The organism is Vibrio inusitatus, from assembly GCA_024346935.1.
Classification (GTDB): domain Bacteria; phylum Pseudomonadota; class Gammaproteobacteria; order Enterobacterales; family Vibrionaceae; genus Vibrio; species Vibrio inusitatus.
The window spans coordinates 1,420,918-1,445,790 of sequence record AP024879.1; the positions used below are offsets into that span (position 1 = coordinate 1,420,918).

General features: G+C 43.1%; 23 protein-coding genes and 1 pseudogene. 18 read left to right on the plus strand and 6 right to left on the minus strand.

Features of this window, described 5'->3' with window-relative positions; genetic code table 11:
• The first annotated feature begins 94 nt into the window (after positions 1–94).
• From OCU48_RS19105 to OCU48_RS19130, 6 genes are all read left to right on the plus strand, one after another.
• A complete protein-coding gene (locus tag OCU48_RS19105) occupies positions 95–925 on the plus strand; it encodes a MalM family protein (RefSeq protein ID WP_141346152.1) in 831 nt (276 codons plus the stop codon).
• A gap of 788 nt (positions 926–1,713) precedes the next feature.
• Complete coding sequence (locus tag OCU48_RS19110; RefSeq protein ID WP_141346153.1) at positions 1,714–2,355, plus strand: tetratricopeptide repeat protein; 642 nt, start codon at positions 1,714–1,716, stop codon at positions 2,353–2,355.
• Between the two features lie 43 nt (positions 2,356–2,398).
• Positions 2,399–2,665, plus strand: a complete 267-nt coding sequence (locus OCU48_RS19115) for a hypothetical protein (protein ID WP_141346154.1) — start codon at positions 2,399–2,401, stop codon at positions 2,663–2,665.
• 106 nt (positions 2,666–2,771) lie between these two features.
• Positions 2,772–3,422, plus strand: coding sequence for a YjbF family lipoprotein (locus OCU48_RS19120; RefSeq protein WP_141346155.1), 651 nt, complete (start codon positions 2,772–2,774; stop codon positions 3,420–3,422).
• 20 nt (positions 3,423–3,442) lie between these two features.
• Positions 3,443–4,222 (plus strand): capsule biosynthesis GfcC family protein, encoded by a 780-nt coding sequence (locus OCU48_RS19125; RefSeq protein ID WP_141346156.1) that lies wholly within the window; start codon positions 3,443–3,445, stop codon positions 4,220–4,222.
• Positions 4,219–6,402: a YjbH domain-containing protein gene (locus OCU48_RS19130; protein ID WP_141346157.1), complete on the plus strand. Its 2,184-nt coding sequence runs from the start codon at positions 4,219–4,221 to the stop codon at positions 6,400–6,402. Before OCU48_RS19125 ends, OCU48_RS19130 begins: the two co-directional genes overlap by 4 nt.
• Before the next feature lie 58 nt (positions 6,403–6,460).
• Here OCU48_RS19130 and OCU48_RS19135 read toward each other — a convergent pair whose 3' ends face one another.
• Both OCU48_RS19135 and OCU48_RS19140 read right to left on the minus strand, forming a co-directional pair.
• Positions 6,461–7,375 (minus strand): hypothetical protein, encoded by a 915-nt coding sequence (locus OCU48_RS19135; protein ID WP_141346158.1) that lies wholly within the window; start codon positions 7,373–7,375, stop codon positions 6,461–6,463.
• Positions 7,376–7,446: 71 nt separating this feature from the next.
• Positions 7,447–8,004, minus strand: coding sequence for an outer membrane beta-barrel protein (locus OCU48_RS19140; protein ID WP_141346159.1), 558 nt, complete (start codon positions 8,002–8,004; stop codon positions 7,447–7,449).
• Positions 8,005–8,336: 332 nt separating this feature from the next.
• Here OCU48_RS19140 and OCU48_RS19145 point away from each other — a divergent pair, with 332 nt between their 5' ends.
• Both OCU48_RS19145 and OCU48_RS19150 read left to right on the plus strand, forming a co-directional pair.
• Positions 8,337–9,215, plus strand: coding sequence for a DMT family transporter (locus OCU48_RS19145; RefSeq protein ID WP_141346274.1), 879 nt, complete (start codon positions 8,337–8,339; stop codon positions 9,213–9,215).
• Positions 9,212–10,036 (plus strand): methylated-DNA--[protein]-cysteine S-methyltransferase, encoded by an 825-nt coding sequence (locus OCU48_RS19150; RefSeq protein WP_141346160.1) that lies wholly within the window; start codon positions 9,212–9,214, stop codon positions 10,034–10,036. Before OCU48_RS19145 ends, OCU48_RS19150 begins: the two co-directional genes overlap by 4 nt.
• 86 nt (positions 10,037–10,122) lie before the next feature.
• Here the strand turns inward: OCU48_RS19150 and OCU48_RS19155 are convergent, their stop codons facing one another.
• The 3 genes from OCU48_RS19155 to OCU48_RS19165 all read right to left on the minus strand — a co-directional run bounded on the left by OCU48_RS19155 (position 10,123) and on the right by OCU48_RS19165 (position 14,875).
• A complete protein-coding gene (locus tag OCU48_RS19155) occupies positions 10,123–11,508 on the minus strand; it encodes a YjiH family protein (RefSeq protein WP_141346161.1) in 1,386 nt (461 codons plus the stop codon).
• Between the two features lie 218 nt (positions 11,509–11,726).
• Positions 11,727–12,125 (minus strand): GFA family protein, encoded by a 399-nt coding sequence (locus tag OCU48_RS19160; protein WP_141346162.1) that lies wholly within the window; start codon positions 12,123–12,125, stop codon positions 11,727–11,729.
• Positions 12,126–13,270: 1,145 nt separating this feature from the next.
• Positions 13,271–14,875 carry a mechanosensitive ion channel family protein gene (locus OCU48_RS19165; protein ID WP_141346163.1) on the minus strand — a complete coding sequence of 535 codons (1,605 nt, stop codon included), beginning with the start codon at positions 14,873–14,875 and terminating at the stop codon, positions 13,271–13,273.
• 416 nt (positions 14,876–15,291) lie between these two features.
• On the opposite strand from OCU48_RS19165, the gene coxB reads away from it, so the two are divergent.
• From coxB to OCU48_RS19185, 4 genes and pseudogenes are all read left to right on the plus strand, one after another.
• Positions 15,292–16,407 carry a cytochrome c oxidase subunit II gene (gene coxB, locus OCU48_RS19170; protein WP_244312332.1) on the plus strand — a complete coding sequence of 372 codons (1,116 nt, stop codon included), beginning with the start codon at positions 15,292–15,294 and terminating at the stop codon, positions 16,405–16,407.
• A gap of 71 nt (positions 16,408–16,478) precedes the next feature.
• Positions 16,479–18,035, plus strand: a pseudogene (ctaD, locus tag OCU48_RS19175) (cytochrome c oxidase subunit I); the annotation flags it as partial.
• 17 nt (positions 18,036–18,052) lie between these two features.
• Complete coding sequence (locus tag OCU48_RS19180; RefSeq protein WP_141346166.1) at positions 18,053–18,673, plus strand: cytochrome c oxidase assembly protein; 621 nt, start codon at positions 18,053–18,055, stop codon at positions 18,671–18,673.
• Positions 18,670–19,545, plus strand: coding sequence for a cytochrome c oxidase subunit 3 (locus tag OCU48_RS19185; protein ID WP_141346167.1), 876 nt, complete (start codon positions 18,670–18,672; stop codon positions 19,543–19,545). Before OCU48_RS19180 ends, OCU48_RS19185 begins: the two co-directional genes overlap by 4 nt.
• Before the next feature lie 83 nt (positions 19,546–19,628).
• On the opposite strand, the gene OCU48_RS19190 is transcribed toward OCU48_RS19185, so the two are convergent.
• Positions 19,629–19,850: a DUF2909 domain-containing protein gene (locus tag OCU48_RS19190; RefSeq protein ID WP_141346168.1), complete on the minus strand. Its 222-nt coding sequence runs from the start codon at positions 19,848–19,850 to the stop codon at positions 19,629–19,631.
• Between OCU48_RS19190 and OCU48_RS19195 the strand changes: the two genes are divergently transcribed.
• The 6 genes from OCU48_RS19195 to kduD all read left to right on the plus strand — a co-directional run bounded on the left by OCU48_RS19195 (position 19,801) and on the right by kduD (position 24,804).
• Complete coding sequence (locus OCU48_RS19195; RefSeq protein WP_244312325.1) at positions 19,801–20,592, plus strand: SURF1 family protein; 792 nt, start codon at positions 19,801–19,803, stop codon at positions 20,590–20,592. The two genes, OCU48_RS19190 and OCU48_RS19195, sit on opposite strands and share 50 nt — an antisense overlap.
• A 2-nt stretch (positions 20,593–20,594) precedes the next feature.
• The gene (locus OCU48_RS19200; protein ID WP_141346170.1) at positions 20,595–21,155 is read left to right on the plus strand and encodes a hypothetical protein; all 561 of its coding nucleotides are present in this window, start codon (positions 20,595–20,597) and stop codon (positions 21,153–21,155) included.
• Between the two features lie 41 nt (positions 21,156–21,196).
• Entirely contained in the window at positions 21,197–22,246 is a 1,050-nt protein-coding gene (locus OCU48_RS19205; RefSeq protein ID WP_141346171.1) for a COX15/CtaA family protein, read from the plus strand.
• A complete protein-coding gene (gene cyoE / locus OCU48_RS19210) occupies positions 22,243–23,139 on the plus strand; it encodes a heme o synthase (RefSeq protein ID WP_141346172.1) in 897 nt (298 codons plus the stop codon). Before OCU48_RS19205 ends, cyoE begins: the two co-directional genes overlap by 4 nt.
• Positions 23,140–23,278: 139 nt before the next feature.
• The gene (locus OCU48_RS19215; protein WP_141346173.1) at positions 23,279–23,656 is read left to right on the plus strand and encodes a VOC family protein; all 378 of its coding nucleotides are present in this window, start codon (positions 23,279–23,281) and stop codon (positions 23,654–23,656) included.
• 386 nt (positions 23,657–24,042) lie between these two features.
• A complete protein-coding gene (gene kduD / locus OCU48_RS19220; protein ID WP_141346174.1) occupies positions 24,043–24,804 on the plus strand; it encodes a 2-dehydro-3-deoxy-D-gluconate 5-dehydrogenase KduD in 762 nt (253 codons plus the stop codon).
• The last annotated feature ends 69 nt before the right edge of the window (positions 24,805–24,873 follow it).

The following is a 24,873-nucleotide window of genomic DNA, read 5'->3' on the forward strand; positions in this document are numbered from 1 at the left end:
TCGGCTATTTTTTTAAGGGCTTTACTCTGCTGTATTTGCTATAACAGATAGTCAGATTTCAAAGTCATTAAAAAAATAACAAAGGAAACATCCAATGAAATTACGAGCCTTAGTGTTAAGTTGTTGTGTGGCTCTTGCTGGTTGTGCAACCCAAGATACTATTCATCAAGTGGGGCAATCAGACACCGCTGCTACTTCAGTAGCATCGCTAGTTAAATCGCCTTTTACCCTTGATACACAAGCATTAGTGACGATTGATCAAAATACACAGGTACTGAATAACAATGTCATCGATAGCCCTGTCGCTGCTTTCGAGATCCCATCAAACCGTGGTCCATTGGATATTTCAGTCACGAGCAACATGACTTCAGACAAGACTTTCTTTTCACCAGAGATTATGATCGTTACTAATGATGGTGAAGTGATTGAGAAGTACGACTCTTCATCATTTGAATATCGCCGTCCGCGTTTAGCGTGGGGAGATCGCCTAGTCGCAGAAATCCGATTTACACCGCCGGTTGATCAGAAAACCGTCACTATGCTGATTTACACAACACCACAAGAATTGGCTAAAACAACCGATCGTGTAGACCCTTACCGCGCAATGGTAGAAGGTCAGGGCGGTTACATGCCTGAACTGAAGGACATTCCAACCCCACACTCTGAAACGGGTAAATTGGTGGTTGAAGTTGCAGGTGCAAGCGCTGGAGTCTTTGCAAAAGACGAAGCAGATAAAAATACGCAAAACTTAGATGCAACCGTAGAGAAGTCAACGCAAGACTATTATCACAACGCCATTCGAAAGGCTGTTGAAGAAGACAATATGCCAAAAGCGTTAGCCCTATTAGATGAAGCAAAAGAGCTTAACGTAGAAGGTGCTCAACAGGTGTACATTGATGCACTAGAGACGCGCCAAGCTAACTAGCTTTTAACCCGAAATACTTTGTGTATTTGTCCTGTTAGCCAGAGAAGGTGTACACCTTACTCTGGCTTTTTTTTGCCTTTACGATGGCGCATCGAGTGTAAATATATAGGTGGTATACCCAGTAGTTCGCTATTCGCTTACTGAAATTGGTATTACTGTAGGTTATCAAAATCTCCAACTAGAGATTTACACTGTAAACTGAAACTCATTAAATTTGAGTAGAAATGAGGGAGCGATTGTTGTTGTGCCTAGAGCATCCGATGCTGGCATTACCTTCATTTACCTAAGGCTAATGGAGCGGGACTTCGATGCAAACAAAAAGGGGGCTTTCGTACTGTCAGCAATCATTGCGTGATGCGATACACTTGAAAATTGATGTGTGTTTTGCCCAATTTATGTATTTATAGCAAAGCTAAACCAGACAAATTCGAATTTCTTCAATCCATTTTCTTCTTTTATTCCTCAAGGTGCATACCTAGATAGCTTGTTGTCAGACATTTGCGTAAGTGCCTGATAAATATTGAGCTTGCTGTTTTCCATAGCTTTGCATCCGAGATAAACAGTCTGCGTTAAGAAGCAATAAAAGGCAGTGGCGACTGAAGACTTTGTGGTTATCAAGGTTGACCTAAGTGTGGTAAAACCTAAGTTCGAACGATCTTGAACTATAATTTAACCATGTCTTAGTGGCTAGATCATATTTACTAGTCTTTAGATTTCCTAGCTTGGTATGTCTAAACCATCATAATGATGGGAGGGCAAACCGGGCTTTTGTCGCATGGAGGTACTGTATGGACACAGTTACTGAGATTATCGCTACCGTTGGCTCTATCTTTGCTTTTATGCTGGTATTTTTAGGTGTGGCAAAATGGCTTTCAGGTCGCACTGCTCGAGCAGAGAAACGACGTCAGTATTCAGAACAGCAAGCTCATTTAGCTAAAGCGGAGCGAGTACGAATTCATAAAGAAAAAGTCGCTCTTGCGGATAATGGCCATTTGGCTAAACAACTCGAATTAGCTCGAGAAAACGAGCTATCGCATCCTAAAGAGTCAGTGTATTGGTTTGAAAAAGCGGCTTTGCAAGAGAGTAGAGACGGCATAGAAGGTATTGTAAGGGTGTGTGAAAGATCATCCGGAGACGTAGTCCCTCAAGATAAGTATCGTTACTGGAGAAGTGCTCTTGATGCATTGAATGGCGATGAGCAAGCCGAGTATGAGCAGGGAGTTGCCCTGTTTGAGGGTTTTGGCATTCGCAGTAATATGGACAAGGGTTTACAGTTAATAGAGCACGCAGCGAATAAACGTTGCGTGAGGGCTCAGATGTTTTTAGCTGATTGGTATAAGTCCCCAGAAAACCCTTTGGCCGATCAGGATAAAGCCAAGATGTGGAAAAGTATGCTAGAGCATATCGAGCTCAATGATAACTCCAAATAGAGAAGATGGACTTAAACATAAGGTAGGTGTGGTGAAGAGATCGATGATGCTATTACTAGCGAGCTTTGCAAGCTTGTCTTTTGCGGCAGAAGAAGCGGTAACCGGGACTGAAACTGCAGCAGGCACTACGGGCACGGCCACGTCAGCATCTACTACTGGTGGTGTTGCTGCCGGAACGACAGCCTCAACACTTGCCACAGGAACCGTTGTCGGCGCAGTTGTTGCTGTGAGTGCAGTTGTTATTGTTGCGGGAGTTGCGATTGCTGATGCGGGAGATGATTCCCCCTCTACTACGGTCAACAATCAATAAAATACCCCTCTAAAACACCAACCACTTTCGTCTGCAAAGTGGTTTTTTTCTGTCTGTAATCTATTGTTAATAAAGATTTTTCTTTGAGCTTTGCAGGGTTGGCAAGATGATACAAAAGGGATTGTTGTATTTTATCTTATCTGCATTAATCGCAGGGTGTTCCCAAAAATTTAAAGATGTGGGAGCCACCTTAGAGCAGTCGATATGGGGTGAGCAGGATATTGAACTTGCTAAGGAACGCTTACAACAATTGCCTTATGCAAGTCTTTATGCCCGAATTAATCAAGGTCACCAAATACACATGGTCCTAGCCTATGCTGATAGGTTATCGGATAAAGACCCAATACAATTAAAATGGATAACCGAAGATCGAGTAATGATAGTCACTGAAGGAGGACGAATTACCAAGACGCTAGCTATGCCTCAAGACAATCTTGCTGAGCTTTCAACTAAGAGTTATCCGTTTGGTTCTGTTACCCCTGCTTCGTGGTCTGTTATGTACGATTGGCAACCAGGTTATCGTTATGGCTATCAAGCCAAAATCAGCAGAAAATTTATCGGAAGTGAGGCGGTGGATACTCCACTAAAAACTTTCGCAACCAAGCATTACATTGAAACTGTTTATTTCCAGTCTCTTAAAGCAGGCTTTGACAATCATTATTGGGTGGATAGTCAAGGCAGAGTAATTAGAACGATTCAGCATATAGGTCCGGATATGAGCAAAATTGAATTGCTCTTAATCCGTGACTTTGGCTAACGGGCTATGGCGAAGCTACGATGAAAGGCATTAATAAAGTTTCTTTTGCATTTCTTGTTTCGGTACTGATGCTTTCTGCAGATACTGCTTGGTCTAGTGCTTTGATAATAGCTATGCCGAATCAAAAGACGGAGCTTCATTATTCAAAGGCGGTGCGATTAAGTCAGGTCTTAATCGATGCTCATAGGCTAGAACCTGCGGCTTTTACAATAGCAAATCACCTATCCCTATTGGACGAAGATTCAAAAATGAAGCCCGAGATTGATGAGGTATTCCAGCAACTTTATCAAAGGGCGAATAAACCGAATAATGTTAGTTTAAATCAATCTTCTCACTCAATTCTTGAGCAATTGAAGCATTTTTCATATCTAAGAAGGTTGCCTTATACACTTGATGCTGATTGGGCGCGAAGCCAAATATCTAGCGATCCCATTTTACAATTTAAATCAGATAATCCAGAGCTGCGCTTTCAGTTACTTTTAACGACTAGGCCAACTCAAATTCGAATAATAGGCGCTATTGATAAGCCCAAATTAGTCTCTTTTCACGTCCATTGGCAACTTCCCGACTATTTAGAACACAACCAAATTGAACTACTTCCAGGTGCAAAAGCAAGTACTGCTTTTGTCATTCAGCCAGACGGTGTGGTTGAGTTGATATCTTATGGTTGGTGGAATGGCAAGGAGGTCTATTTTGCTCCTGGGTCCACCATTTTTATTGGACTCAGAAGCCTTGCTAGCGAGAATGAAGACCTTAATTTGCAGATAGCGGAACTGCTCACACATAAGGTGGGGCTATGAGGTCGACTTACAACCTCGCTATCGGGCTAATGTGTGTGAGTTTACCAAGTGGAGTGAGTCTCGCAGAGGATCTGTTTTATAGTGCGCAATACTCGCCATCTCAGTCCGATTTTGGTGGTGTTGGCCTGATGCAAATGCCAACAGGTAGGATGGCAAGAGAGGGGGAGTTTAGTTTCAATGGAACATGGAATAACGAGTATCATTTTTATAGTCTAAGCCTGCAATTGATGCCTTGGTTAGAAACGACGGTTCGGTACACCTTAGTTCAAGACTTGCTTTATAGTGGAGACCCCGAATTTAGCGGTGACAATGAACTCGCTGATAAAGCGATTGATTTTAAGATCCGACTATTACAAGAGAGTCGTTTTATTCCCGAGCTATCCATTGGTTTTAGGGATTTTGGTGGTACTGGGTTATTTGATGGCGAATTTATAGCTGCGAGCAAACGCTTTGGTCCCTTCGATGCCACATTAGGTATTGGGTGGGGCTATATCGGTCAAAGCGGTAATATTTCCAATCCAATGTGCTCAATGGCGGATAGGTTTTGTAACAGAACCAATGAGTTTAGTGGGAATGGAGGACAATTTGACACTGACCGTTGGTTTAGTGGACCGGCATCTATTTATGCTGGTTTAGAGTATCAAACGCCTTTTCAGCCTCTTTCATTCAAAATTGAATATGATACCAATGATTATTCACAAGATGCTCCGGTAGTCGCTGGGCGAGCAGACATGACGCAGCATATCCCCATTAATTTTGGCTTAGTCTACCGAGTAGATGATTGGGCACAAATGAGAGTGAGTTATGAACGGGGAGACACCCTAACGTTCGGGCTCACACTATCCACCAATTTCAATGATCTCTATGCCACATGGATTGATGAGAAGCCTCCCGAGCTAAGGCTAAACAGTACCTCATCGAATGAAGATATTGACTATCAAAGATTGTCTGAGGAGTTGTATCAAGTCGCGGGCTATAAAACTCATGCCATTAGCACTCAGGAGGGCGGGGTAACTATTTCTGCTGAACAAGAGCGATATCGAGATAGAACTCATGCTCAAGAGCGAGCGGCGACGGTTGCTATCAGTCACACCCCTTCTTCAATAGAAACTATTTCTATTATTGAAACTCAATACTCGATGCCTCTTTTAGAAACACACATCGATCGTGAGACATTTGTTTCCGCTCATGAACAAGAATACTTAGATCTAGATATTGAAGACTCAATTGTGGTTGAGAATGCCGAATCTGTGCAGAGTAAGGCACAATACGATGAATTTGAGCGCTTTGATTATGCGTTCTCTCCTCAGCTAATACAGTCTTTCGGCTCGGCTGAAAGCTTTTATCTGTATAGCATCGGTGTCAATGCTGATGCAGGGTATTGGCTGACATCAAACCTACAGTTGAGTGGGGCTTTGTACCTTAACTTGATTGATAACTACGATAAATTTAATTACGTAGCGCCACCGGATGGTACTGATGTTCCTCGAGTGCGTACTTTGTTTCGAGCTTATGTGGATGAAAGTGCCCTCTTAGTAAAGAATCTGCAATTTACTTGGTTTGAAGACCTTGGCTCTAATTGGTATACGCAAATCTATGGGGGTTACTTAGAAACCATGTTTGCTGGAGTCGGGGGGGAAGTGCTGTATCGCCCTTTAAATAGTAGTTGGGCTTTCGGTGTGGATTTAAATCTTATTTATCAACGTGACCCCGAAACTTGGCTTGGTTTGTTTGATAGCTCTAGCCAGTACAGTGAAGCTGATCAACGCTATTACAACGTCATTGACCAAGGGACTACAGGGTTTGTTAGTGCTTACTATATGCCCCGATGGTCTTGGCTGGATGATACTTTGTTTAAAGTGGGCGTTGGGGAATTTCTAGCGGGGGATATAGGCGCTCGAGTGGATTTTTCCAAACAATTTGACTCAGGGGTTATTGCAGGAGTATTTGCCAGCTTTTCAGACTTAACCCCTGAGGAGTATGGTGAAGGAAGCTTTACTAAAGGTTTTTATATATCGATACCGTTTGATGTGATGACAGTGAGACCAAGTCAGAATCGAGCTAACTTCACTTGGCTTCCAATCACTCGAGATGGGGGGCAGATGCTACAGAGGAAATATGAGCTATTTGAAGTGACGGATGCAAGAAGTCCTTGGTACCAAAGAGCACCTAGACAATAGAAAATTAGTCGAGACTAAAAAAACGCCTCTTATTTAAGAGGCGTTTATGGGTTGTTACTTATCCTGTGGTGCCGCCAGTACCACCTGTTGGTGGTGGACCTTCCTCTCCCGGAGGAGGAATTACCGCTGGTGGTTCCTCTGGAAGCTCTTCACCATCTTGTAGAGTATCATCCGGTAAAGGCTCTTCTGGATCTGGTTCTTGTGCCACTACATCATTAAATGCAGTTTCATCTTTCAGGTCTTCTGACACATCAATATAGGTAGGCTTACCTGTTGTTTGATTGACTGGAAAATCAGGATCTGCAGCCAAAGAGGTCGATATAGTTTGGGTTACATTAGTGAGATCTTCTGAAGATCTATTAGGCTGAGCAACTAAAGCATCAGACAGCGCAATGGTGGCAGCTTGCACGTTTGTTGATTGTTCAGTACTCATTGAAGCTAACGCAGCATCAGGATCGCTAAGCAACTGACGCTTTTGTGCATCAGAAAGATCAGTGCCCTCAGGTAATGAGTCTTCAAAGACATCATCAATGATGTCATCAATAATTACGTCTTCTCCCGCTGCTTCAAGCTCCTCTATTCGCTTATTAATTAGTGTTGTATAAGGTGTAGCCGCGATAACTGTATTAGGCTCATACAACTCTAGAGGAACAATGTATTGTACCTCGCTCATGTCCTTGCTGTTGACTTCATCTACGGCACCTTGAGTAGGACCGAAGCTCACTACACACTGATCTGGGTTTTCAGTGAATTCAGGGAAATTTCCTAGCCCAATCTCAAGAAAACCACCACCACCGGTAGTCCCCATTAACATGTCACCATCACCACAGTTATAGAATGCTTCAATGTTCCGTACACCGCCATCATAGGCTTGCACGGTAACGTTTTCTGGGGTTACATAATTATCATTGTCGCTGCCACATGCCGCAAGAAGGGCACCACTCACAGCTAATGCGATTAGTTTATATTTCACAATAATCCTCCTGAGTGAAATAAGCGCTTTCCACTTAGTGGTAAAGCAAATTAATATCCATTTAAAATGCGTTAGCGCCAGTGATAGGCCGCTGAGATTCCGAAGTAATTAATGTCTGGGCCACCGATATCGTTATACCAAGTGTAGTCTAAAGCACCAGTCCAGTTCTTATCGAATTCATACTGAAGACCTAAGCCAAGGTGAGGTGTCCAGCCGGTGTCATCTTCAAAAACACCTGAGCCGTTCGCGTTCCAATCGTACCATTGCGTACCCACTTTGCCGTAAACAGCAAAGCGTTCAGCAAAGTCGTAAGAAAATTTAGCGGTTAAGTTGATGATTTGAGCATCATAGCTACCAGACACATCTTTTAGGTCTGCTTCACCAAGGTCTTGATAGCCCAGTTCGAAGGCAAGCCATGGCAGAGTTTGCATACCTACGAAGGCACCCCATGAGAAGTCTGAGTCGTCGACACCGGTGACGCTGGTTACGCCAGAACCGAGACTACCCCAGCTAGTTCCACCTAGATTGATACCACCATAATAGTGATGTTGATGGCTCTTGGCATCTTCAGCTACAGAAGCCGAGGACACCGCAAGTAAAAGTGAGACAGCTAAGCTGATTTTTTTCATTGGCTGAAATCCCTATCAGTAAAAATCAATTCTTGAATACCAAGTGGGTATACAAGACCACACTACAGATTTATCTTAACTTATTGTTTAATGGTAAAGTTTCACAGAATTGAACTATTTGTGATACTTGTAAGTGATTTGTTTATATTTGAGGCTCTGTTCGCATTTTTGCTTCTTTTGTTATCATTTCGTTGCAGTAAGAGGTGCTATTTTTTAGAGGTATTTTAGTGAATTGCGCAAGAATCGGGTTGAGTATGGATACGTTAACTATCACACTGCTTTAATGCTATTGATTAATTGATACAAGGTTCTCTATTTTGACTATATCGAGCATGCTACGTCTGATCTGCTTGGCTGCGATTTGGGGAGGTTCATTTCTTTTCATGCGTATTTCCGCCAATGCACTAGGCCCAGCCTACCTTATTGAAGCAAGAGTGTTATTTGCTGCAATGAGCTTGCTGATTGTGGCTTGGTATATGAAAAAGACGTTAGATTTCTCCGCATATACTAAGCACTTCTTTATCATAGGTTTGTTCAATACAGCGTTACCTTTTTTATTGTTTGCTTATGCCGCGCAAACTTTACCTGCCTCTATTTTATCTATATTAAATTCAACTGCGGCTATATGGGGCGCTGCAATTGCTATTGTTTGGTCGAGAAGTTTACCCACGTTAAGGGTTATTGTTGGGTTAATTTCTGGTGTTATTGGTGTGTATATATTAGTAGGTCTTGATAGTGCTCATTTACCTACGGATTCAGGTATCGCCATGATTGCAGGTGTTATGGCGGCTTGCTGTTATGGCATCGCCAGCAACTATGCTAAAAATGCACCAAAGATCTCGTCGTTTGATAATGCACATGGAAGTATGTGGGCGGCATGTTTGATTGTACTGCCTTTGTTGCCCTTTATGCCGATTAGAGAAATGCCTGACGTACAGATTTCTATTTCAGTAATATTGTTAGGAGTTGTATGTACAGGGCTAGCCTATCTTCTCTATTTCAGGCTTATAGAAGATCTTGGACCACCATCAGCACTTTCGGTCACCTTCCTTATCCCTCTTTTTGGAATTCTATGGGGTTACCTGTTTCTTGATGAACAAGTAGGGTGGAACACCGCTTTAGGCGCTTTATTTGTCATCGGTGGAACCATGCTAGTCACTGGGTTTTCTATGAAAAAGATGCTCGCATCAAATCGAAAGGTGAAAATATGAATGCTAGTCAGCAACGTCATTACGATACCGTCGAAAAAGCGATAGTGTTCATTCGGGAGCATCTAAACTGTCAGCCGAACCTATCTGAAGTAGCAGAGCATGTTCATCTAAGCGAGTATCATTTGCAGCGACTTTTTACCGAGTGGGCAGGTATTTCTCCCAAGCGTTTTATGCAGTCGATGACTAAAGAGCGTGCACTGCAAGTGCTGAAAACCTCCTCTAATCTTATCGATGTAGCAGATAATGTGGGTTTATCCGGTACTGGGCGACTGCATGATCTCATTGTGTCTTGCGAAGCGATGACACCTGGTGATGTAAAAAGTATGGGTGCAGAGTTAATTATCTCCTTTGGAGAGGCCCAAACCCCGTTTGGAATTGCAATAATTGGTTGGACTGAAAGAGGCATATGTTTTCTACAATTTGTAGATGTCTCTGCCACTGGGACGGTGGCGATATTGAAAGAGCAATGGCCATTAGCAACGTACAAACAAGCAGATGCACAAGGTATCTCGGACAGCATCTTTGCTGGTTCTGGTGATAAGGTGAGCCTCATTGTCAAAGGTACTAATTTTCAAATCAAGGTGTGGGAGGCGTTGATGAAAAGTCACTCAGGAGAGCTTTTTTCCTATTCTCAGATAGCTGAGCGTATTGGGTCACCCAAGGCTTCTCGCGCAGTAGGTAGTGCTATCGCATCTAATACTATTGGCTTTCTGATACCTTGTCATCGCGTTATTCGCGGTGATGGTGATGTTGGTCAGTTCCGTTGGGGTAGTGATCGCAAGGTCGCTATCCAAGGGTGGGAAGCAGCTCAATTGGGTTAATTTACGCCCTCTATCTTGATGAGAAAAAGCCCGAACATCTTGCGATGCTCGGGCTTTATAACGTTTAGCGTTTAGTGCACTTTCTTTTAGAAAATCAGATGCGCCACACCGGCAATAACTGGCAGAGTAATCAAGGTTCTTAAAATGAAGATGATAAATAGTTCACCAATATTCACTGGAATCTTACTTCCTAGCAGTAAAGCACCTACTTCTGACATGTAGATAAGCTGTGTTACTGACATTGCTGCAATAACGAAGCGTGTCAATTCGCTATCAATAGAAGCCGCTAGGATAGATGGAATGAACATATCAGCAAAACCAACCACAATGGTTTGTGATGCTGCAACTGCTTCAGGAATAGCGAGAAGCTCAAGATAAGGTACAAATGGTTTACCCATAATTGCGAATACAGAGGTGTATTCAGCAATGACCAATGCGATAGTACCTAACCCCATAACAACCGGTAGTACACCAAAAACCATATCTACTGCGTTTTTAACGCCTTCTTTAGCTACCGAACTAACCGAAGTCACCTGACCTGCTTTTCGCAGTGCTAAGTCCATTCCCCAAGAGAAGGTAGAGTGTCCTGCAGGAATAGCATTGGCATCATGGTGTGGCTTAGATCCATCGATGAACACATCTTTCTTACGGCTCAATGGCGGTAGGCGAGGAATAATCACAGCGGCTACAAAGCCCGCTAAACAGATAGCGCCATAGAAAGGTAAGAATAGGTGCTCTAGTTCCACTTGAGCGATAACAACCAAGCTAAAAGTAATCGATACAGCAGAGAAAGTTGTACCAACAACAGCGGCTTCTCGCTGAGTGTAAAACTTGCTTTCGTATTGTTTGCTTGTCATCAAAATACCGACACTGCCATCACCTAACCAAGAAGCCATACAGTCGATAGCCGAACGCCCTGGGAGATTAAAAAGTGGACGCATGATCTTACTCAATAATGTACCAAACAACTCTAGTAGGCCAAAATTAAGTAAGAAAGGAAGAAGCAAGCCTGCAAAAATGAATACAGAAAACAGAGTTGGCAATAATCCGTCTAGCACTAGTCCGCCTGTATTCTCTTCCCAGATGGCTTCTGGGCCAACCTGGAAATAGGTGAGTGCAACAGCAAGACCACCGATAATACGCACAGTCAACCAAAGAGAAGATGGCTTGAACAGTCCGTTTAAAAAGTCATTTTCTTCGATAAAGCGCGGCGTTTTTATTGCACACAATAGTGATGCTAATGCCATACCCGAAATGATAAGTGTGATGATACCAATCAAGCTGCCCTCAAGTACTCCTTGAAGGGTTTTAGCTAATACAGCAACAGGAATCGTTAGGTTACCGTCATAGCTAATCGGAGCCATGAACAAGAATAACCCTATGATAGAAGGGATAAAGAACTTCCAGAAATTGCCTTTTACAGGCGGCTCAGCATCATTCGGTGCTAGTTTGTTTGTTGTATTAGTTTGCATTTTTAACTCGTGCTTAACGTCTAAATAAGGACACTAGATTGTCATGTTGGATAGTTCATTTGCGAATCTATCGAATTGCGCGCAAGGATAAGCATCTTCGTGTTTGATAGCAATACTATTCATTAAAAATGTCTAATTATTCAGGTTGAGATTCTGATATTTATGATCTGTACCATGTTTTGTAATGACAAAGTGTATTTTGTTGGGATTTTGTTGCGTTAAAGGTGGTACTCCATTTGTTCAGAAAATTGCACCCAATCATGTTTGCGTTCTTCATAGATGGAGAAACTAGGTGGTGGGAAGTCTTGTACATCAAAGACGCCCATTGGGATTACGGCGAATTCTCTTGCGATCGATAAAGAAAGCAGCATGGTTGTGCCGCAACTAGGACAGAAACTGTGTTTAACTGAGTTATTGCTGTCGCTAACTCGCGTAAAATGATTAAGGTCTCCATTAACGGTAACGCGCTCTAATAAAAAGCGAACCTGCACGCCAAAAACACTCCCTGTGCGCTTTTGACAAGAGATACAGTGACATAAAGCTGAACGAATAGGATCGCCTCTAGCTATGATCTCAACTTGACCACAGCTGCACGATGCCGTGCGAACTTTCAGCATTTTATACCCTCCATAAGCCTGACAATACTAATCATAGCAATGAAATTTAGCTCAGCTAACGCAACAGAGCTGAAAAATGTGATAAAAAACAGGTAGCTCACAAAGGTATAAAGGTAAGAATTTCTACTTTTCTTGTGCGAGATCTCTTACAAAGTCGTAGGAGAATTGGATTACCTCAATCAGAAAATAACGAGTTTCTGTAGTTAAGCTGTTGAATTTATTCTTATTGATGTATTTATCATTAGATTTTATGTTGAGTGAAAGTCTCACATCTATTGTTAGTAGGACCAAAAACAACGAAACTTAAGTTGTCAGCAGGAAGCAGACATTATGGATTCTTCAGGATGGAGAGCAACGACTAGGATTGTCGTTGAAAAAGGATTTAGGACATTGTACGGATACAGAAGTTACTAGGATGGTAACTTGCAAAGGAAAGCAATGGACACCTCTAGGACAGAGGCAAGGAACAAGCATCAGGATGATGTAAAGGACACCGCTCAAGGAACAAGTGAGTGATACCAGTAAGGATATTGGTCAGCCAGGATAAGGCATTGGACACCGCTAGGAAGGCGTGAAAGGATTAAGCTTAGGATAAGCACACTATCATGGATTAGATGCATGGAGCACTTTTAGTAGCCGGACTGCTGCGAGTAAGACTATAACCCCGAAGGGCGCAAGCCCTCGGGGTTTTTCTTTGTCTGCAATTTGTTAAATTTCATCCAACCTACCTCAGACTTCCAATATGCAAAACGCGTTACCTCAAAATAATTCATCCCTGAGGTTTTTATCGGGGATCTAAGTTGTTCAGAAGTTGAAGAGGTCTCCGATAAAAGACTTCGGAGACGACGGTGAATTTGGCGTTGTAAGAGGCTAACTTTTACTTGTATTCATCCAATTCGAAAGGGTCATCCCCGAGGTTGTTATCGGGGATCTATGTTGTACAGAAGTTGAAGAGGTCTCCGATAAATGACTTCGGAGACGACGGTGAATTTGGAGTTGTGAGAGGCTAACTTTTACTTGTATTCACACTAAATCGAACAGGTCATCCTCGAGGTTTTTAACGGGGCTCTAGGTTGTTCAGAAGTTGAATAGGTCTCCGAAAAATCCTCCGGAGACATCGTTATATTGTTACTACGAGCTTTTTACTACGAATTTTCAGTCTTAAAAATATGCACATCTCGTTGAGGGAAAGGTATGGTAATACCATTCGCATCGAATTGACGTTTTATTTCTTCTGTTACGTCCCAGTACACATCCCAGTAGTCGTCTGTTCTTACCCAAGGGCGAACGATTAGGTCAACAGACGATTCGTTTAGCGTGTGCACTCTGACATTCAGCTCAGGATTTTTAAGTACTCTATCGTGGTTTTGAAGAACCTTAACTGCAATCTCTTTCGCGAAATCGAAATCATCGGAATAAGCGATACCAAATACCATGTCAACACGACGGACTCGCTCTGATGTCATGTTGTTTATGACGTCGCCCCAGATCTTGTTATTTGGAATCACGAGAGTCTGGTTATCTAGGGTACGGATTGTGGTTGATACCAAGCTCATGTGGCTAACGTTACCTTGAATCCCCGCCACTTGAACTAAGTCTTTCACATCAAACGGGCGGTAGATAAGGATCATAAGCCCCGATGCAAAGTTAGATAGAGTATCTTGCAGCGCGAAACCAATGATGACACCTGCAACACCGAAACCTGTAAGCAGTGGGCCAAGGTTGATGCCTACTTGAGACAGGGCAATTAATAAGCCTATAAAGGTTACCGCTTTAGCGACAATGGAAATAAAGAAGTCCTGCATTAACACACTAAAGTCCATTTTTGAGTGTGACACGCTTTTCTTTACTAGGTTTGCCACGAGTCGGGACAAAATGCGAGTGACCCAAAGTATTGCTAAGAAAACGAGTAGTTTAACCAGAAGTGATGGTGAGTTATCCAGTGACCAATTTTTAAATGAATCAAGCCATTCGCTGAATAAACCAAACGCCACATTTACATCCAGTACGTCAGCATTGATATCCCCTGTCATGGCAAACAAAGTTTGTTTATATTCAGTCACATCCAACCCAAAGTCAGACATAAGCGTAACAGTATTGTTCATGCTAGACAGCAAGAAACGCTGCAATTGAGCAAGAGCAAATATTTGTTTTTCTAGATCGGGTTTGTCAGCCTCAATGGTGTATTTCATGCGCTCATCGAATGCTTTTTTTCGGCTGTCTAGATAAATGACGATGTCATATAGCACTTCACTGCGTTTCTGAAGGTCTTGCTTGAAGCTTGATTCATCGAGCTCCATTCCTAGGGTTTTAGCCCATCCAAAGGTAGTGGCTAGTTCAGTGTAGTAGACATCAACACTGCTGATTCTTTGTTGGGTGAGAAACTGGTATTCCGCCTTGTCAGCTGAATCTTTAGCATCTCGAGTGTTGCCAAAAAGTACTTCAGCTTGCTTGTCCGCATGAACAATTAATGTCTGCAACATACTGGCTTGAGCAGGAATAAGGATTTTTAGTTCTTTCGCATTGGGAGATTGCACTACTAAATTTGAAATATTCCCTCTTAGTACTGCGTTCTTGCGTCGTAAGACGTCTTCAAGAAATAGAGCTTGCTCTCCTTCAGCTGCCTCTATCTTTTCTAATTGAGAAGTAAATTGCTGTTGTTGCTGTAACAAATGGTTGTTATCAGCAGCTATAGCAATACCGGCAAAAACATTGCACAGAAAAATGAGCAGTAATAATCCTTTACGCATGATGAGATCTCTTTGAAATTTTTATAAAAAATATGAGGTTACAGGTGAGCTACCCTAGTTGGGAGTATAGTTAAACTTTGATCTGTTCGCCGTGCAATAACAGCGAATTTCACTGATTTCTTGAATGTTATCTAATCTAAACTAGCATTTATTAACACAAATGTAACATCGCTGTATCGTAGGGTTACTCAGATAACCCATCGAGTGTGTGACGAATCTTTTAGGGTGCGCATACCTGATCTCTGTCGTTCAGATATGCATTGACGTTCAAATGTTCTGATGAGCTGGGTAGATTCCGGCCTCAACATTGGCTCACCAGGAGGGTGATACGCCTAATGCGAGACCATACAGTAATGCGATCATTCGTGAGAGTAGTCGACCGGCTACGCGCGGGGTTTTTCAGCTTGTCTCTCGGGATGCTTTTAGGCATACCGGGCATAGCTTTGGCTGAAAATACCAACTCTTCCTTCAATATGACCCAAGGTGTGACCGAAATAAGTGGCAAGGTGTATCACTTGCACATGCTTATTTTTTATATCTGTGTTGCGATAGCAGTTGTTGTATTTGGAGTTATGTTTTACTCCATTATCAAGCACCGTAAATCTAAAGGTGCCGTAGCGGCCAACTTCCATGAAAGTACGAAGGTCGAAATCATTTGGACCATTATTCCAATCCTCATTCTTATCGGAATGGCGATTCCCGCAACCAAGACTCTTATTGAGATGGAAGACACAAGCGAGTCTGATATCACGGTTAAAATCACCGGTTCACAATGGAAGTGGCATTACAGTTACTTTGACCACGACGTTGAGTTCTTTAGTTACCTTTCCACTAGCAATGAACAAATTGAAGGTACCGATGAGAAGGGAGAGCATTACCTTCTTGAGGTCGACAATGCTTTAGTGCTTCCTATCGGTAAGAAAATCCGTTTCTTAATGACTTCTGATGATGTGATTCACTCTTGGTGGGTGCCTGATTTTGCAGTAAAGAAAGATACTATTCCTGGATTTATTAATGAAGCGTGGACCAAGATTGATAAGCCTGGCATCTATCGCGGGCAATGTGCTGAACTTTGTGGACGTAATCATGGTTTTATGCCGATTGTCGTTCAAGCGGTTGAGGCTGCAGAATTCGATGAATGGATAGCGAATAAAGAACAAGAGTTGGCAGCTGCCAAATTAGAAGAACAGAAAGCCCTAGAAAAGACGTTGAGCATGGATGAGTTGATGGCATTGGGTAAAGACGTTTACGAGGGTCGCTGTGCAGTCTGTCACCAGAGTAACGGTTTAGGTGTGGCGAATGTGTTCCCCGCAATGAAAGGCAGTTCGGTGGTGCTAGGGGATGTAAATGGCCATATCGATATTATCGTTAACGGTGTGAACGGAACTGCGATGCAGGCATTTGGCACTCAGTTAACTGCTGAAGAGATCGCGGCTGTAGTGACGTATGAGCGCAATGCTTGGGATAACAACACTGGTGATCTAGTCCAAGCGTCCGATGTCAGCACACAAATGAATGCCGAGGCTGAGTGATGAAAGAATACGACAAAACCTCTACCTATGAGAGTAGCGCCACCGATGATCTTCATGCGGGAGGGGGTGGCGAACACGACCACCATGGACCAGCAAAAGGAATCGCTCGTTGGATATACTCAACCAGCCATAAGGATATTGGAACACTCTATCTGTGGTTCAGCTTGATTATGTTCTTCACTGGCGGTGCGATGGCAATGGTTATTCGCGCCGAGTTATTCCAACCAGGTTTACAGCTCGTTGATCCTCAATTTTTTAACCAGATGACAACGGTTCATGGTTTGGTGATGGTATTCGGTGCAGTTATGCCAGCCTTTACTGGCCTAGCTAACTGGATGATCCCTATGATGATTGGTGCTCCAGATATGGCACTTCCTCGAATGAACAACTTGAGCTTTTGGATTCTACCTTTTGCGTTCTTGATTCTATTAAGTTCGCTATTTATGCCGGGAGGTGGCCCTGATTTCGGTTGGACTTTCTATGCACCCCTTTCTACCACTTACGGTCCAGACAGTACTGCTTTATTCGTTTTCTCGGTTCACATTATGGGTATCAGTTCCATTATGGGAGCGATTAATGTCATCGTGACCATATTCAACATGCGAGCTCCGGGTATGACGCTGATGAAGATGCCCTTGTTTGTGTGGACTTGGCTAATTACTGCGTTCTTATTGATAGCAGTAATGCCAGTATTAGCCGGTGCTGTAACTATGGTTCTGACCGATAAATACTTTGGCACCAGCTTTTTTGATGCCGCAGGAGGTGGCGACCCCGTGATGTTCCAGCATATATTCTGGTTCTTCGGGCATCCAGAGGTGTACATCATGATTTTGCCATCGTTTGGCATCATCTCAGCGATTGTACCGGCATTCAGTGGCAAGAAATTATTTGGCTATCACTCCATGGTCTACGCGACCTGCTCAATCGCATTACTGTCATTTTTAGTATGGGCTCACCATATGTTTACAACAGGGATGCCTGTTTTTGCCGAACTATTCTTTATGTATTGCACTATGTTGATTGCAGTTCCCACAGGGGTGAAGGTATTCAATTGGGTTGCTACCATGTGGCGAGGAGCGCTCACCTTTGAAACGCCAATGCTGTTTGCGATTGCCTTTATTGTCCTATTTACCATCGGCGGTTTTTCTGGGTTGATGCTAGCGATAGTGCCTGCTGATTTTCAATATCATGATACTTATTTTGTGGTGGCACATTTCCACTATGTATTAGTGTCAGGTGCGGTATTTTCTATAATGGCGGCGGCTTACTATTGGTTACCAAAATGGACAGGTAATATGTACAACCAGAAACTGAGCCTACTTCATTTCTGGACCTCTATTATCTCGGTAAACGTACTGTTCTTCCCAATGCACTTCTTAGGTTTGGCTGGTATGCCACGTAGGATCCCTGATTATGCTATCCAATTTGCGGATGTGAACCAGATAGTTTCAATTGGTGGTTTTGCATTTGGGCTATCACAGTTGATTTTCTTATGGGTAGTTATCAAATGTATTCGTGGGGGCGAAAAAGCACCCGCTAAACCTTGGGAAAGAGCCGAGGGTTTGGAGTGGACAGTACCAAGCCCTGCACCACATCACACCTTCTCAACCCCTCCTAAAGTGGACTGATTGCTATGAGCAAGGGAATGTCGAATAAGAAACTGACACTAGTGCTGTGTGGAGCCACTCTTGCTATGTTTGGTTTTGGCTTTGCGCTTGTGCCGTTATACGACATTCTTTGCGAACAGCTTGGTATTAATGGGAAAACCTCTACCGTCGCAGCGCAAGTACCAGAAACAATGCAAGTGGATGAATCCCGCACCATAAAGGTTGAATTTGTCTCGCACATACCTCCAGGATTGCCTATTACTTTTGAACCTCAATCCAAGGTGATGAAGGTTCATCCTGGACAGGTCATTCGTACCGCTTATATTGCAACGAATCAATCAAAAGTAGCGTTAGTTGCACAAGCCGTACCTTCTGTGTCTCCGGGATTGGGGGCAACACATTTCAATAAAATAGAATGTTTCTGCTTTAATCAGCAGCCACTCAGTGCCAAGCAAGAAGCTGAGTTGCCGCTGATTTTTTATGTAGAGCATGACTTACCAGATTCTATCCATACGCTAACCCTGTCTTATACGCTCTATGACATCAGTGATAGCGTGGAGGACAGTGAGCAGAAAATCGCTTCCTTGGCTGTTACAGAGAAATTAGCTGTATCGGAGCAATTGATGCAGCCATATGACACGCAAGGAGATGCGTTATGAGCGACAAGCATGAAACTTATTACGTTCCAGCCCAAAGCCAGTGGCCTTTAATCGCTGCTTTTGCACTGTTTTTTGTTGCCGTTGGAGCAGGGCTGACCGTTCAGACCATGAATGAGGGTGGTTTATTAGGTCCTTGGCTGTTAGCGATAGGCTTTATTGGGTTGTTGGTGGTGCTGGCAGGTTGGTTCACTAATGTGGTTCAAGAATCGCTGTCTGGCTACTACAGCGCACAAATTGCCCGTTCTTTTAGGCAAGGAATGAGTTGGTTTATCTTTTCCGAAGTTATGTTTTTTGGTGCTTTCTTTGGCGCACTGTTTTATGCACGAATGTTCTCGGTGCCTTGGCTAGGAGGGGCTGATAACAACCTAATGACTAATGAAGTACTGTGGCCGACCTTCGAAGCAATGTGGCCACTAACGTTGACACCTGGAGGGGATACAACGCAAGCCATGGGGTGGCAGGGGCTACCACTAAAGAACACCGTAATCTTATTACTATCTTCGATTACGTTACATATGGCGCATATTAGTCTTGAGCAAAATAAGCGTATGGCACTAGTGGTATGGCTTGAGTTAACTATAGTGCTGGCAGGATTCTTTCTATTCTTCCAAGCTGAAGAATATATTCATGCATATCAGGATATGGGGCTCACCCTGCAATCTGGTATTTACGGAAACACCTTCTTCTTACTGACTGGTTTCCATGGGATGCATGTATTCATCGGTACGATATTTTTGATTGTACTGTTATTTAGAATTAGCAAAGACCACTTCACCCCTAAAGACCATTTTGGCTTTCAAGCAGGAAGTTGGTATTGGCACTTCGTTGATGTGGTCTGGCTGTGTCTGTTTATCTTTGTGTATGTCATATAATTTCCTAGCTGATAGCTGATAGCTGATAGCTGATAGCTGATAGCTGATAGCTGATAGCTGATAGCTGATAGCTGATTAAGTAACTAATAAGGTCGTTGATTAGGCACCACCCACCCTAGTTTTAACGCAAGAATTAAAAATAGGATAACGACAGCAGATAATGCAACGCGGCGCCCAAGATAACGGCTCATCGGAACCTTAGAATCTGGCTCTTCTCGCACCATACGTACCATCGCAAGGGCCAGATTGAAGACAATGAATAGTAGTAGCAGGATGATTATAAATTTGAACAGCAGTGGTGACATCAGGTCTCCTAGGTCTTCAAAAAGAGTACTTTGGGCATTAGCAATCGTCTTAACTGTGGGTCTATTTTTAGTTCTGGTCAAATTAGGTTTTTGGCAATTATCTCGTGGAGAAGAAAAGCTGCTTCTTGAGCAAAAATTACAAGATAGGGAGCAGATGACCCCTATGGTTATTGAGCAACTAGTTGGAATAGACAGTAAATTTAACCTTACGGGATTTCCTTTACAGGTAGATGCACTACCAGAAGCAATGCCTCTAATTTATATCGATAACGTGACGTATCAAGGAAGAGTGGGATATACCGTATTGCAAGCAATGGCCGTTCATCTTCAGGGAAAAAAGCAAGTGCTTTTGGTTGAGTTGGGATTTGCTATTGCTCCTTCAACGAGAGATCACTTGCCAAAGGTCGATAGTATAGAAAATGCTGGGAATTTAGTGGGCAGAGTGTATCAACGAAGCATCAATCCATTAAGCAGTGATGTGATGAGCGAACAAATGGTTGAGGGGATTCGGATTCAAAATCTAAATCTTAAACAATTAGCTAAGAGTTTAAATCTGCCTTTGTTTGATTTTGTCCTTCAGCCGTATACCTCGCCAAACAGTCATTTGCCCAAGATCTGGTCACCCTACCCAATGACCTCACAAAAGCATTTTGGATACGCATTTCAATGGTTTGGTATGGCGTTCGTTTATGCCCTACTTGTTGTCTTGTTTGTGATGAGAAAGAGAAAAGTTAAGGAATAACCATGCATAGCCAAGCAATTAGTCCTCTTCAAAAACAGGGTCGCTTAAAGCTGCTGGCTTTGATCTTGATATTTGCCTTACCTGTGATTGCTGCCCATTTGATATTGAACCAAGGATGGTATCAGTCCGGTGTAACCAATAAAGGCGAACTTATTGAACCGAGATTCACTTTTGAATCTGCAGGTCTGGTGAGCCCGGTCACTGAAGCTTGGCAACTCGCCTTTATCGTTCCTGATAAGTGTGATCAAACGTGTGAACAAAGATGGCACTTGCTCAATCAGAGTTATATCGCTCTTGGTGCATACAGTGAGCGAGTGGTGGTTACTTTATATGTTTCAGAGACAGCAGATAAAAGTTGGCTTGCGAAAAACGAATCCAATTACCCTATTTTACGATTGAACTCGCAGCCTGTTCCTATTGAGTCTGAAGATTATCTACTCGTTGATCCTTTAGGGCAGTGGGTAATGCGTTATCCGCAAGCTGAAGCTAGTGCGCTGGTGGTGCAAAACAAAGGTTTAATCGCGGACGTAAGGAAAATATTGAAGCTTTCGCGAGTAGGGTAGCGACCACAATTATGCGAACAGAATCTACGCGAGGAGAAGATATGCATGGATGCATTTCAATACAAAGATTGACCTGGCTAGCCTTAGTAATGACTTTTGTTGTGATTGCATTAGGCGCATATACTCGACTCGCCGATGCAGGACTTGGGTGCCCTGACTGGCCAGGGTGTTATGGAAAAATTGCCGTGCCAATGCAACCAGAAGATATTGCTAAGGCAGAGCTACTGTTTCCTGAACGAGCGGTAGAGGCTCATAAAGCTTGGCTAGAAATGATACATCGTTATTTTGCTGGTACTCTCGGTCTAGTGGTATTTGCGCTCTCTTTTCTTGTCTGGAAAAGTTCTTCAATTAACAAAGCCTTCCCTATCATTTTGAGCGTGGTGATTATTGCTCAAGCGGCTCTTGGAATGTGGACAGTGACGCTAAAACTCATGCCTGTGATTGTCATGCTACATTTGCTCGGTGGATTTACCTTATTCAGCTTACTCACCTTACTTATGTGCCGGTTGAAGAACACACAAAAGCCTTCGATAAACTTGTCTCATTCATCCTTATCCACCTTGCGAGGCTTCACGGGATTTGCCACCGGAATCTTGATTCTGCAGATCATGCTTGGAGGCTGGACATCATCTAATTATGCCGCCCTGATGTGTACCTCTTTACCTATCTGCCAAGGTGAATGGCAGAGTCATCTCGACTTTGGTAACGCTTTTAATTTCATTCAATCCGGTTTTGAAAATTATGAGTTTGGGGTTCTGGATTATGGGGCAAGAATGACCATACATGTCACACACAGGGTAGGGGCGTTGATTACAACCGCTGTCTTATTATCTTTGATGGTGTTGTTGTGGCGCAGTTCTTTACCATCGGCAAGGATCTATCTAAGAGCCATTGGCTTTGGCCTTGCGGTTCAGGTTTGGTTGGGCATTGCTAATGTTATTTTTCACCTTCCCCTGATCAACGCGGTAATGCATAACTTAGGCGCAGCACTGTTATTGGTCACCTTAGTCGCAACCAATCATTTCGTATGGGCGAGGGTCGCTGCTTCTAACCCACAGTCACAGGATTCTGAAACGGAGTATTCAGTATGAGCAATCTTGCAGGTTCACAGACACTGACGAGAACCAGAAGCACCCTTCAGAGTTATTACCAACTGACTAAACCCAAAGTCGTTGCACTAATGCTACTTACTGCCGTGGTAGGTATGTGCCTTGCGATGCCCGGCGCTTTGCCATTGCAACAATCGCTGCTTGGTTTGCTAGGGATAGGCTTAATGGCGGGCTCTGCTGCCGCGTTTAACCATCTTATCGACCAACGTATCGATGCCATCATGGCTCGCACCTACAAGCGTCCTTTGCCCTCAGGGGATTTATCCTCTGCCAAAGTCTTTGTGTTTGCAGCCTCTATTGGAGCCATAGGGTTTGTAGTCTTGGTGACTTGGGTGAACACATTAACCGCCGTGCTCACCTTTGCTAGCCTATTAGGCTATGCAGTGATCTACACAATGTATCTCAAGCGTGCCACGCCCCAGAATATAGTGATTGCCGGTATTGCAGGTGCCATGCCGCCTTTACTTGGGTGGGTAGCGGTTACCGGTGAATTGCATGCTAATGCATGGCTGTTGGTTATGATTATTTTTATCTGGACGCCACCACACTTTTGGGCGCTGGCTATTCACCGTAAAGATGACTATGCCAAGGCTGATATCCCAATGTTACCTGTGACACATGGTGTTGATTATACAAAAACCAGTATCTTGTTATATACCATCTTATTGGCATTAGTTTGCGCTATGCCTGTATTGGTGGGTATGAGTGGTCAGATATATCTTGCCAGTTCAACCATCCTTAGCGCTGGCTTTATCTATCATGCTTGGAAGTTGAAATATAAATCTGACAACAAACAAGCGATGGAGACATTTAAATTTTCCATCTATCATTTGATGCTGTTGTTTGTGGCATTGCTGGTGGATCATTACCTATAAATAAGGTGTCGTCCCCTTTTTCCATACGATGACTTTGTTCATTAACATCATCCCAGAAGTGTTCAATTGGGAACATGTTTCAGCCTTATTTACTACGATATATGGCACATTGAAACTTACTAACTAGAGAGAGTCGTGTATGTTCAGTCACGTAATGATCGGTACCAATGATATGCAAGCATCAAAGCAATTTTATGATGCAGTGCTTTCAACCTTAGGGTATTCAGAAGGAAGTATCGATGATAAAGGGCGCTGTTTCTACTTCTCTGATAGTGGGGCATTTTGTCTCACAACCCCTATCAACGGTGAACCTGCTACTCACGGAAATGGTATGACGATTGGCTTTAAAGCTGCCAATAAAGAGTCGGTCGATAATTGGCATCAAATTGGTTTAGATAGTGGCGGGTCTGAATGTGAGGAGCCGCCAGGAATCCGCGGTAATTCTAAAACTCAGCTTTATATGGCGTACTTGCGCGACCCTTCAGGAAACAAAATCTGCGTTACTCACTTCATGTAACCCATTTCAATCTGTGTTTTACAATGCCCTATTGAGTTACTTGATGGGGCGTTTTGTCATCTTTAATTAAAGATTCGAACATGGTTATTCTAAGGGGCTGTTGAACAAAACTATATCAATCATGCGTAGCCCAATTCTTTTTTCTCCCTTATGTCCTATAAGTTTTGTGGAGTTTCTTTTCTATACTTGCTTAATCTCACTTTGTGGTGAGTGACGAGCGGTAAAGTGCTGGTAGACGTTGTTTCAACTAATCAAAACAAGACAGCGATCATAATAAATTAAAATTATGTTTTAATTTTATTTGAAATGCAGTTTCAAAAATTGCTATAGTACTCTGCAACAGAGAAATGACATCTTTGAAACCACATACCTTTTGAGGAACCTACATGATTCTTGATTCTTTTAGCTTACAGGGCAAAGTTGCCATAGTTACCGGCTGCAATACAGGTCTTGGTCAAGGAATGGCTCTTGGTCTTGCGAGCGCAGGCTGTGACATTGTTGGTGTTAACCAGTCTGAGCCTAGTGAAACGAAGCAGAAGATTGAAGAGTTGGGTCGTAAGTTTGTCGATGTTCGAGCGGATCTTTCTAAAACAGATGATATCCCTAACATTGTAGACCGGGCAGTGACCGAATTAGGTCGTATTGACGTGCTGGTGAACAACGCGGGTATTATTCGTCGTAACGATGCTATCGACTTCTCAGAACAAGACTGGGATGACGTGATGAACGTTAATGTAAAATCAGTTTTCTTCCTTTCGCAAGCGGTTGCCAAACAAATGATTGCTCAGGGAGAAGGCGGTAAGATCATCAATATCGCTTCCATGTTGTCGTTTCAGGGTGGTATTCGAGTGCCTTCTTATACAGCTTCGAAAAGTGGTGTAATGGGTGTAACACGATTAATGGCCAATGAATGGGCAAGTCATAACATCAATGTGAATGCTATTGCTCCGGGATACATGGCCACAAATAATACAGATGCACTGCGCGCAGACGAAAAGCGAAACAAGGAAATTGTCGATCGCATTCCTGCTGGTCGTTGGGGCAAACCTGAAGACCTTGCTGGGCCTTGCGTATTCTTGGCTTCATCTGCATCAGATTATGTCAACGGATATACCATTGCCGTCGATGGCGGTTGGCTATCTCGTTAACCAGAACACAGGACAGATTCGGGCCACGCTATCGCTAAAATATTAATAGCCGTGTGTCGAGGAGAAGCG

What these genes read in the sequence shown, in the direction of transcription:
- OCU48_RS19105 (WP_141346152.1), top strand. Translation starts at nt 95, where the DNA reads ATGAAATTACGAGCCTTAGTGTTAAGTTGTTGTGTGGCTCTTGCTGGT.
- OCU48_RS19110 (WP_141346153.1), top strand. Translation starts at nt 1,714, where the DNA reads ATGGACACAGTTACTGAGATTATCGCTACCGTTGGCTCTATCTTTGCT.
- OCU48_RS19115 (WP_141346154.1), top strand. Translation starts at nt 2,399, where the DNA reads ATGATGCTATTACTAGCGAGCTTTGCAAGCTTGTCTTTTGCGGCAGAA.
- OCU48_RS19120 (WP_141346155.1), top strand. Translation starts at nt 2,772, where the DNA reads ATGATACAAAAGGGATTGTTGTATTTTATCTTATCTGCATTAATCGCA.
- OCU48_RS19125 (WP_141346156.1), top strand. Translation starts at nt 3,443, where the DNA reads ATGAAAGGCATTAATAAAGTTTCTTTTGCATTTCTTGTTTCGGTACTG.
- OCU48_RS19130 (WP_141346157.1), top strand. Translation starts at nt 4,219, where the DNA reads ATGAGGTCGACTTACAACCTCGCTATCGGGCTAATGTGTGTGAGTTTA.
- OCU48_RS19140 (WP_141346159.1), bottom strand. Translation starts at nt 8,004, where the DNA reads ATGAAAAAAATCAGCTTAGCTGTCTCACTTTTACTTGCGGTGTCCTCG.
- OCU48_RS19145 (WP_141346274.1), top strand. Translation starts at nt 8,337, where the DNA reads ATGCTACGTCTGATCTGCTTGGCTGCGATTTGGGGAGGTTCATTTCTT.
- OCU48_RS19150 (WP_141346160.1), top strand. Translation starts at nt 9,212, where the DNA reads ATGAATGCTAGTCAGCAACGTCATTACGATACCGTCGAAAAAGCGATA.
- OCU48_RS19155 (WP_141346161.1), bottom strand. Translation starts at nt 11,508, where the DNA reads ATGCAAACTAATACAACAAACAAACTAGCACCGAATGATGCTGAGCCG.
- OCU48_RS19160 (WP_141346162.1), bottom strand. Translation starts at nt 12,125, where the DNA reads ATGCTGAAAGTTCGCACGGCATCGTGCAGCTGTGGTCAAGTTGAGATC.
- OCU48_RS19165 (WP_141346163.1), bottom strand. Translation starts at nt 14,875, where the DNA reads ATGCGTAAAGGATTATTACTGCTCATTTTTCTGTGCAATGTTTTTGCC.
- coxB (WP_244312332.1), top strand. Translation starts at nt 15,292, where the DNA reads ATGCTTTTAGGCATACCGGGCATAGCTTTGGCTGAAAATACCAACTCT.
- OCU48_RS19180 (WP_141346166.1), top strand. Translation starts at nt 18,053, where the DNA reads ATGTCGAATAAGAAACTGACACTAGTGCTGTGTGGAGCCACTCTTGCT.
- OCU48_RS19185 (WP_141346167.1), top strand. Translation starts at nt 18,670, where the DNA reads ATGAGCGACAAGCATGAAACTTATTACGTTCCAGCCCAAAGCCAGTGG.
- OCU48_RS19195 (WP_244312325.1), top strand. Translation starts at nt 19,801, where the DNA reads ATGAATAGTAGTAGCAGGATGATTATAAATTTGAACAGCAGTGGTGAC.
- OCU48_RS19190 (WP_141346168.1), bottom strand. Translation starts at nt 19,850, where the DNA reads ATGTCACCACTGCTGTTCAAATTTATAATCATCCTGCTACTACTATTC.
- OCU48_RS19200 (WP_141346170.1), top strand. Translation starts at nt 20,595, where the DNA reads ATGCATAGCCAAGCAATTAGTCCTCTTCAAAAACAGGGTCGCTTAAAG.
- OCU48_RS19205 (WP_141346171.1), top strand. Translation starts at nt 21,197, where the DNA reads ATGCATGGATGCATTTCAATACAAAGATTGACCTGGCTAGCCTTAGTA.
- cyoE (WP_141346172.1), top strand. Translation starts at nt 22,243, where the DNA reads ATGAGCAATCTTGCAGGTTCACAGACACTGACGAGAACCAGAAGCACC.
- OCU48_RS19215 (WP_141346173.1), top strand. Translation starts at nt 23,279, where the DNA reads ATGTTCAGTCACGTAATGATCGGTACCAATGATATGCAAGCATCAAAG.
- kduD (WP_141346174.1), top strand. Translation starts at nt 24,043, where the DNA reads ATGATTCTTGATTCTTTTAGCTTACAGGGCAAAGTTGCCATAGTTACC.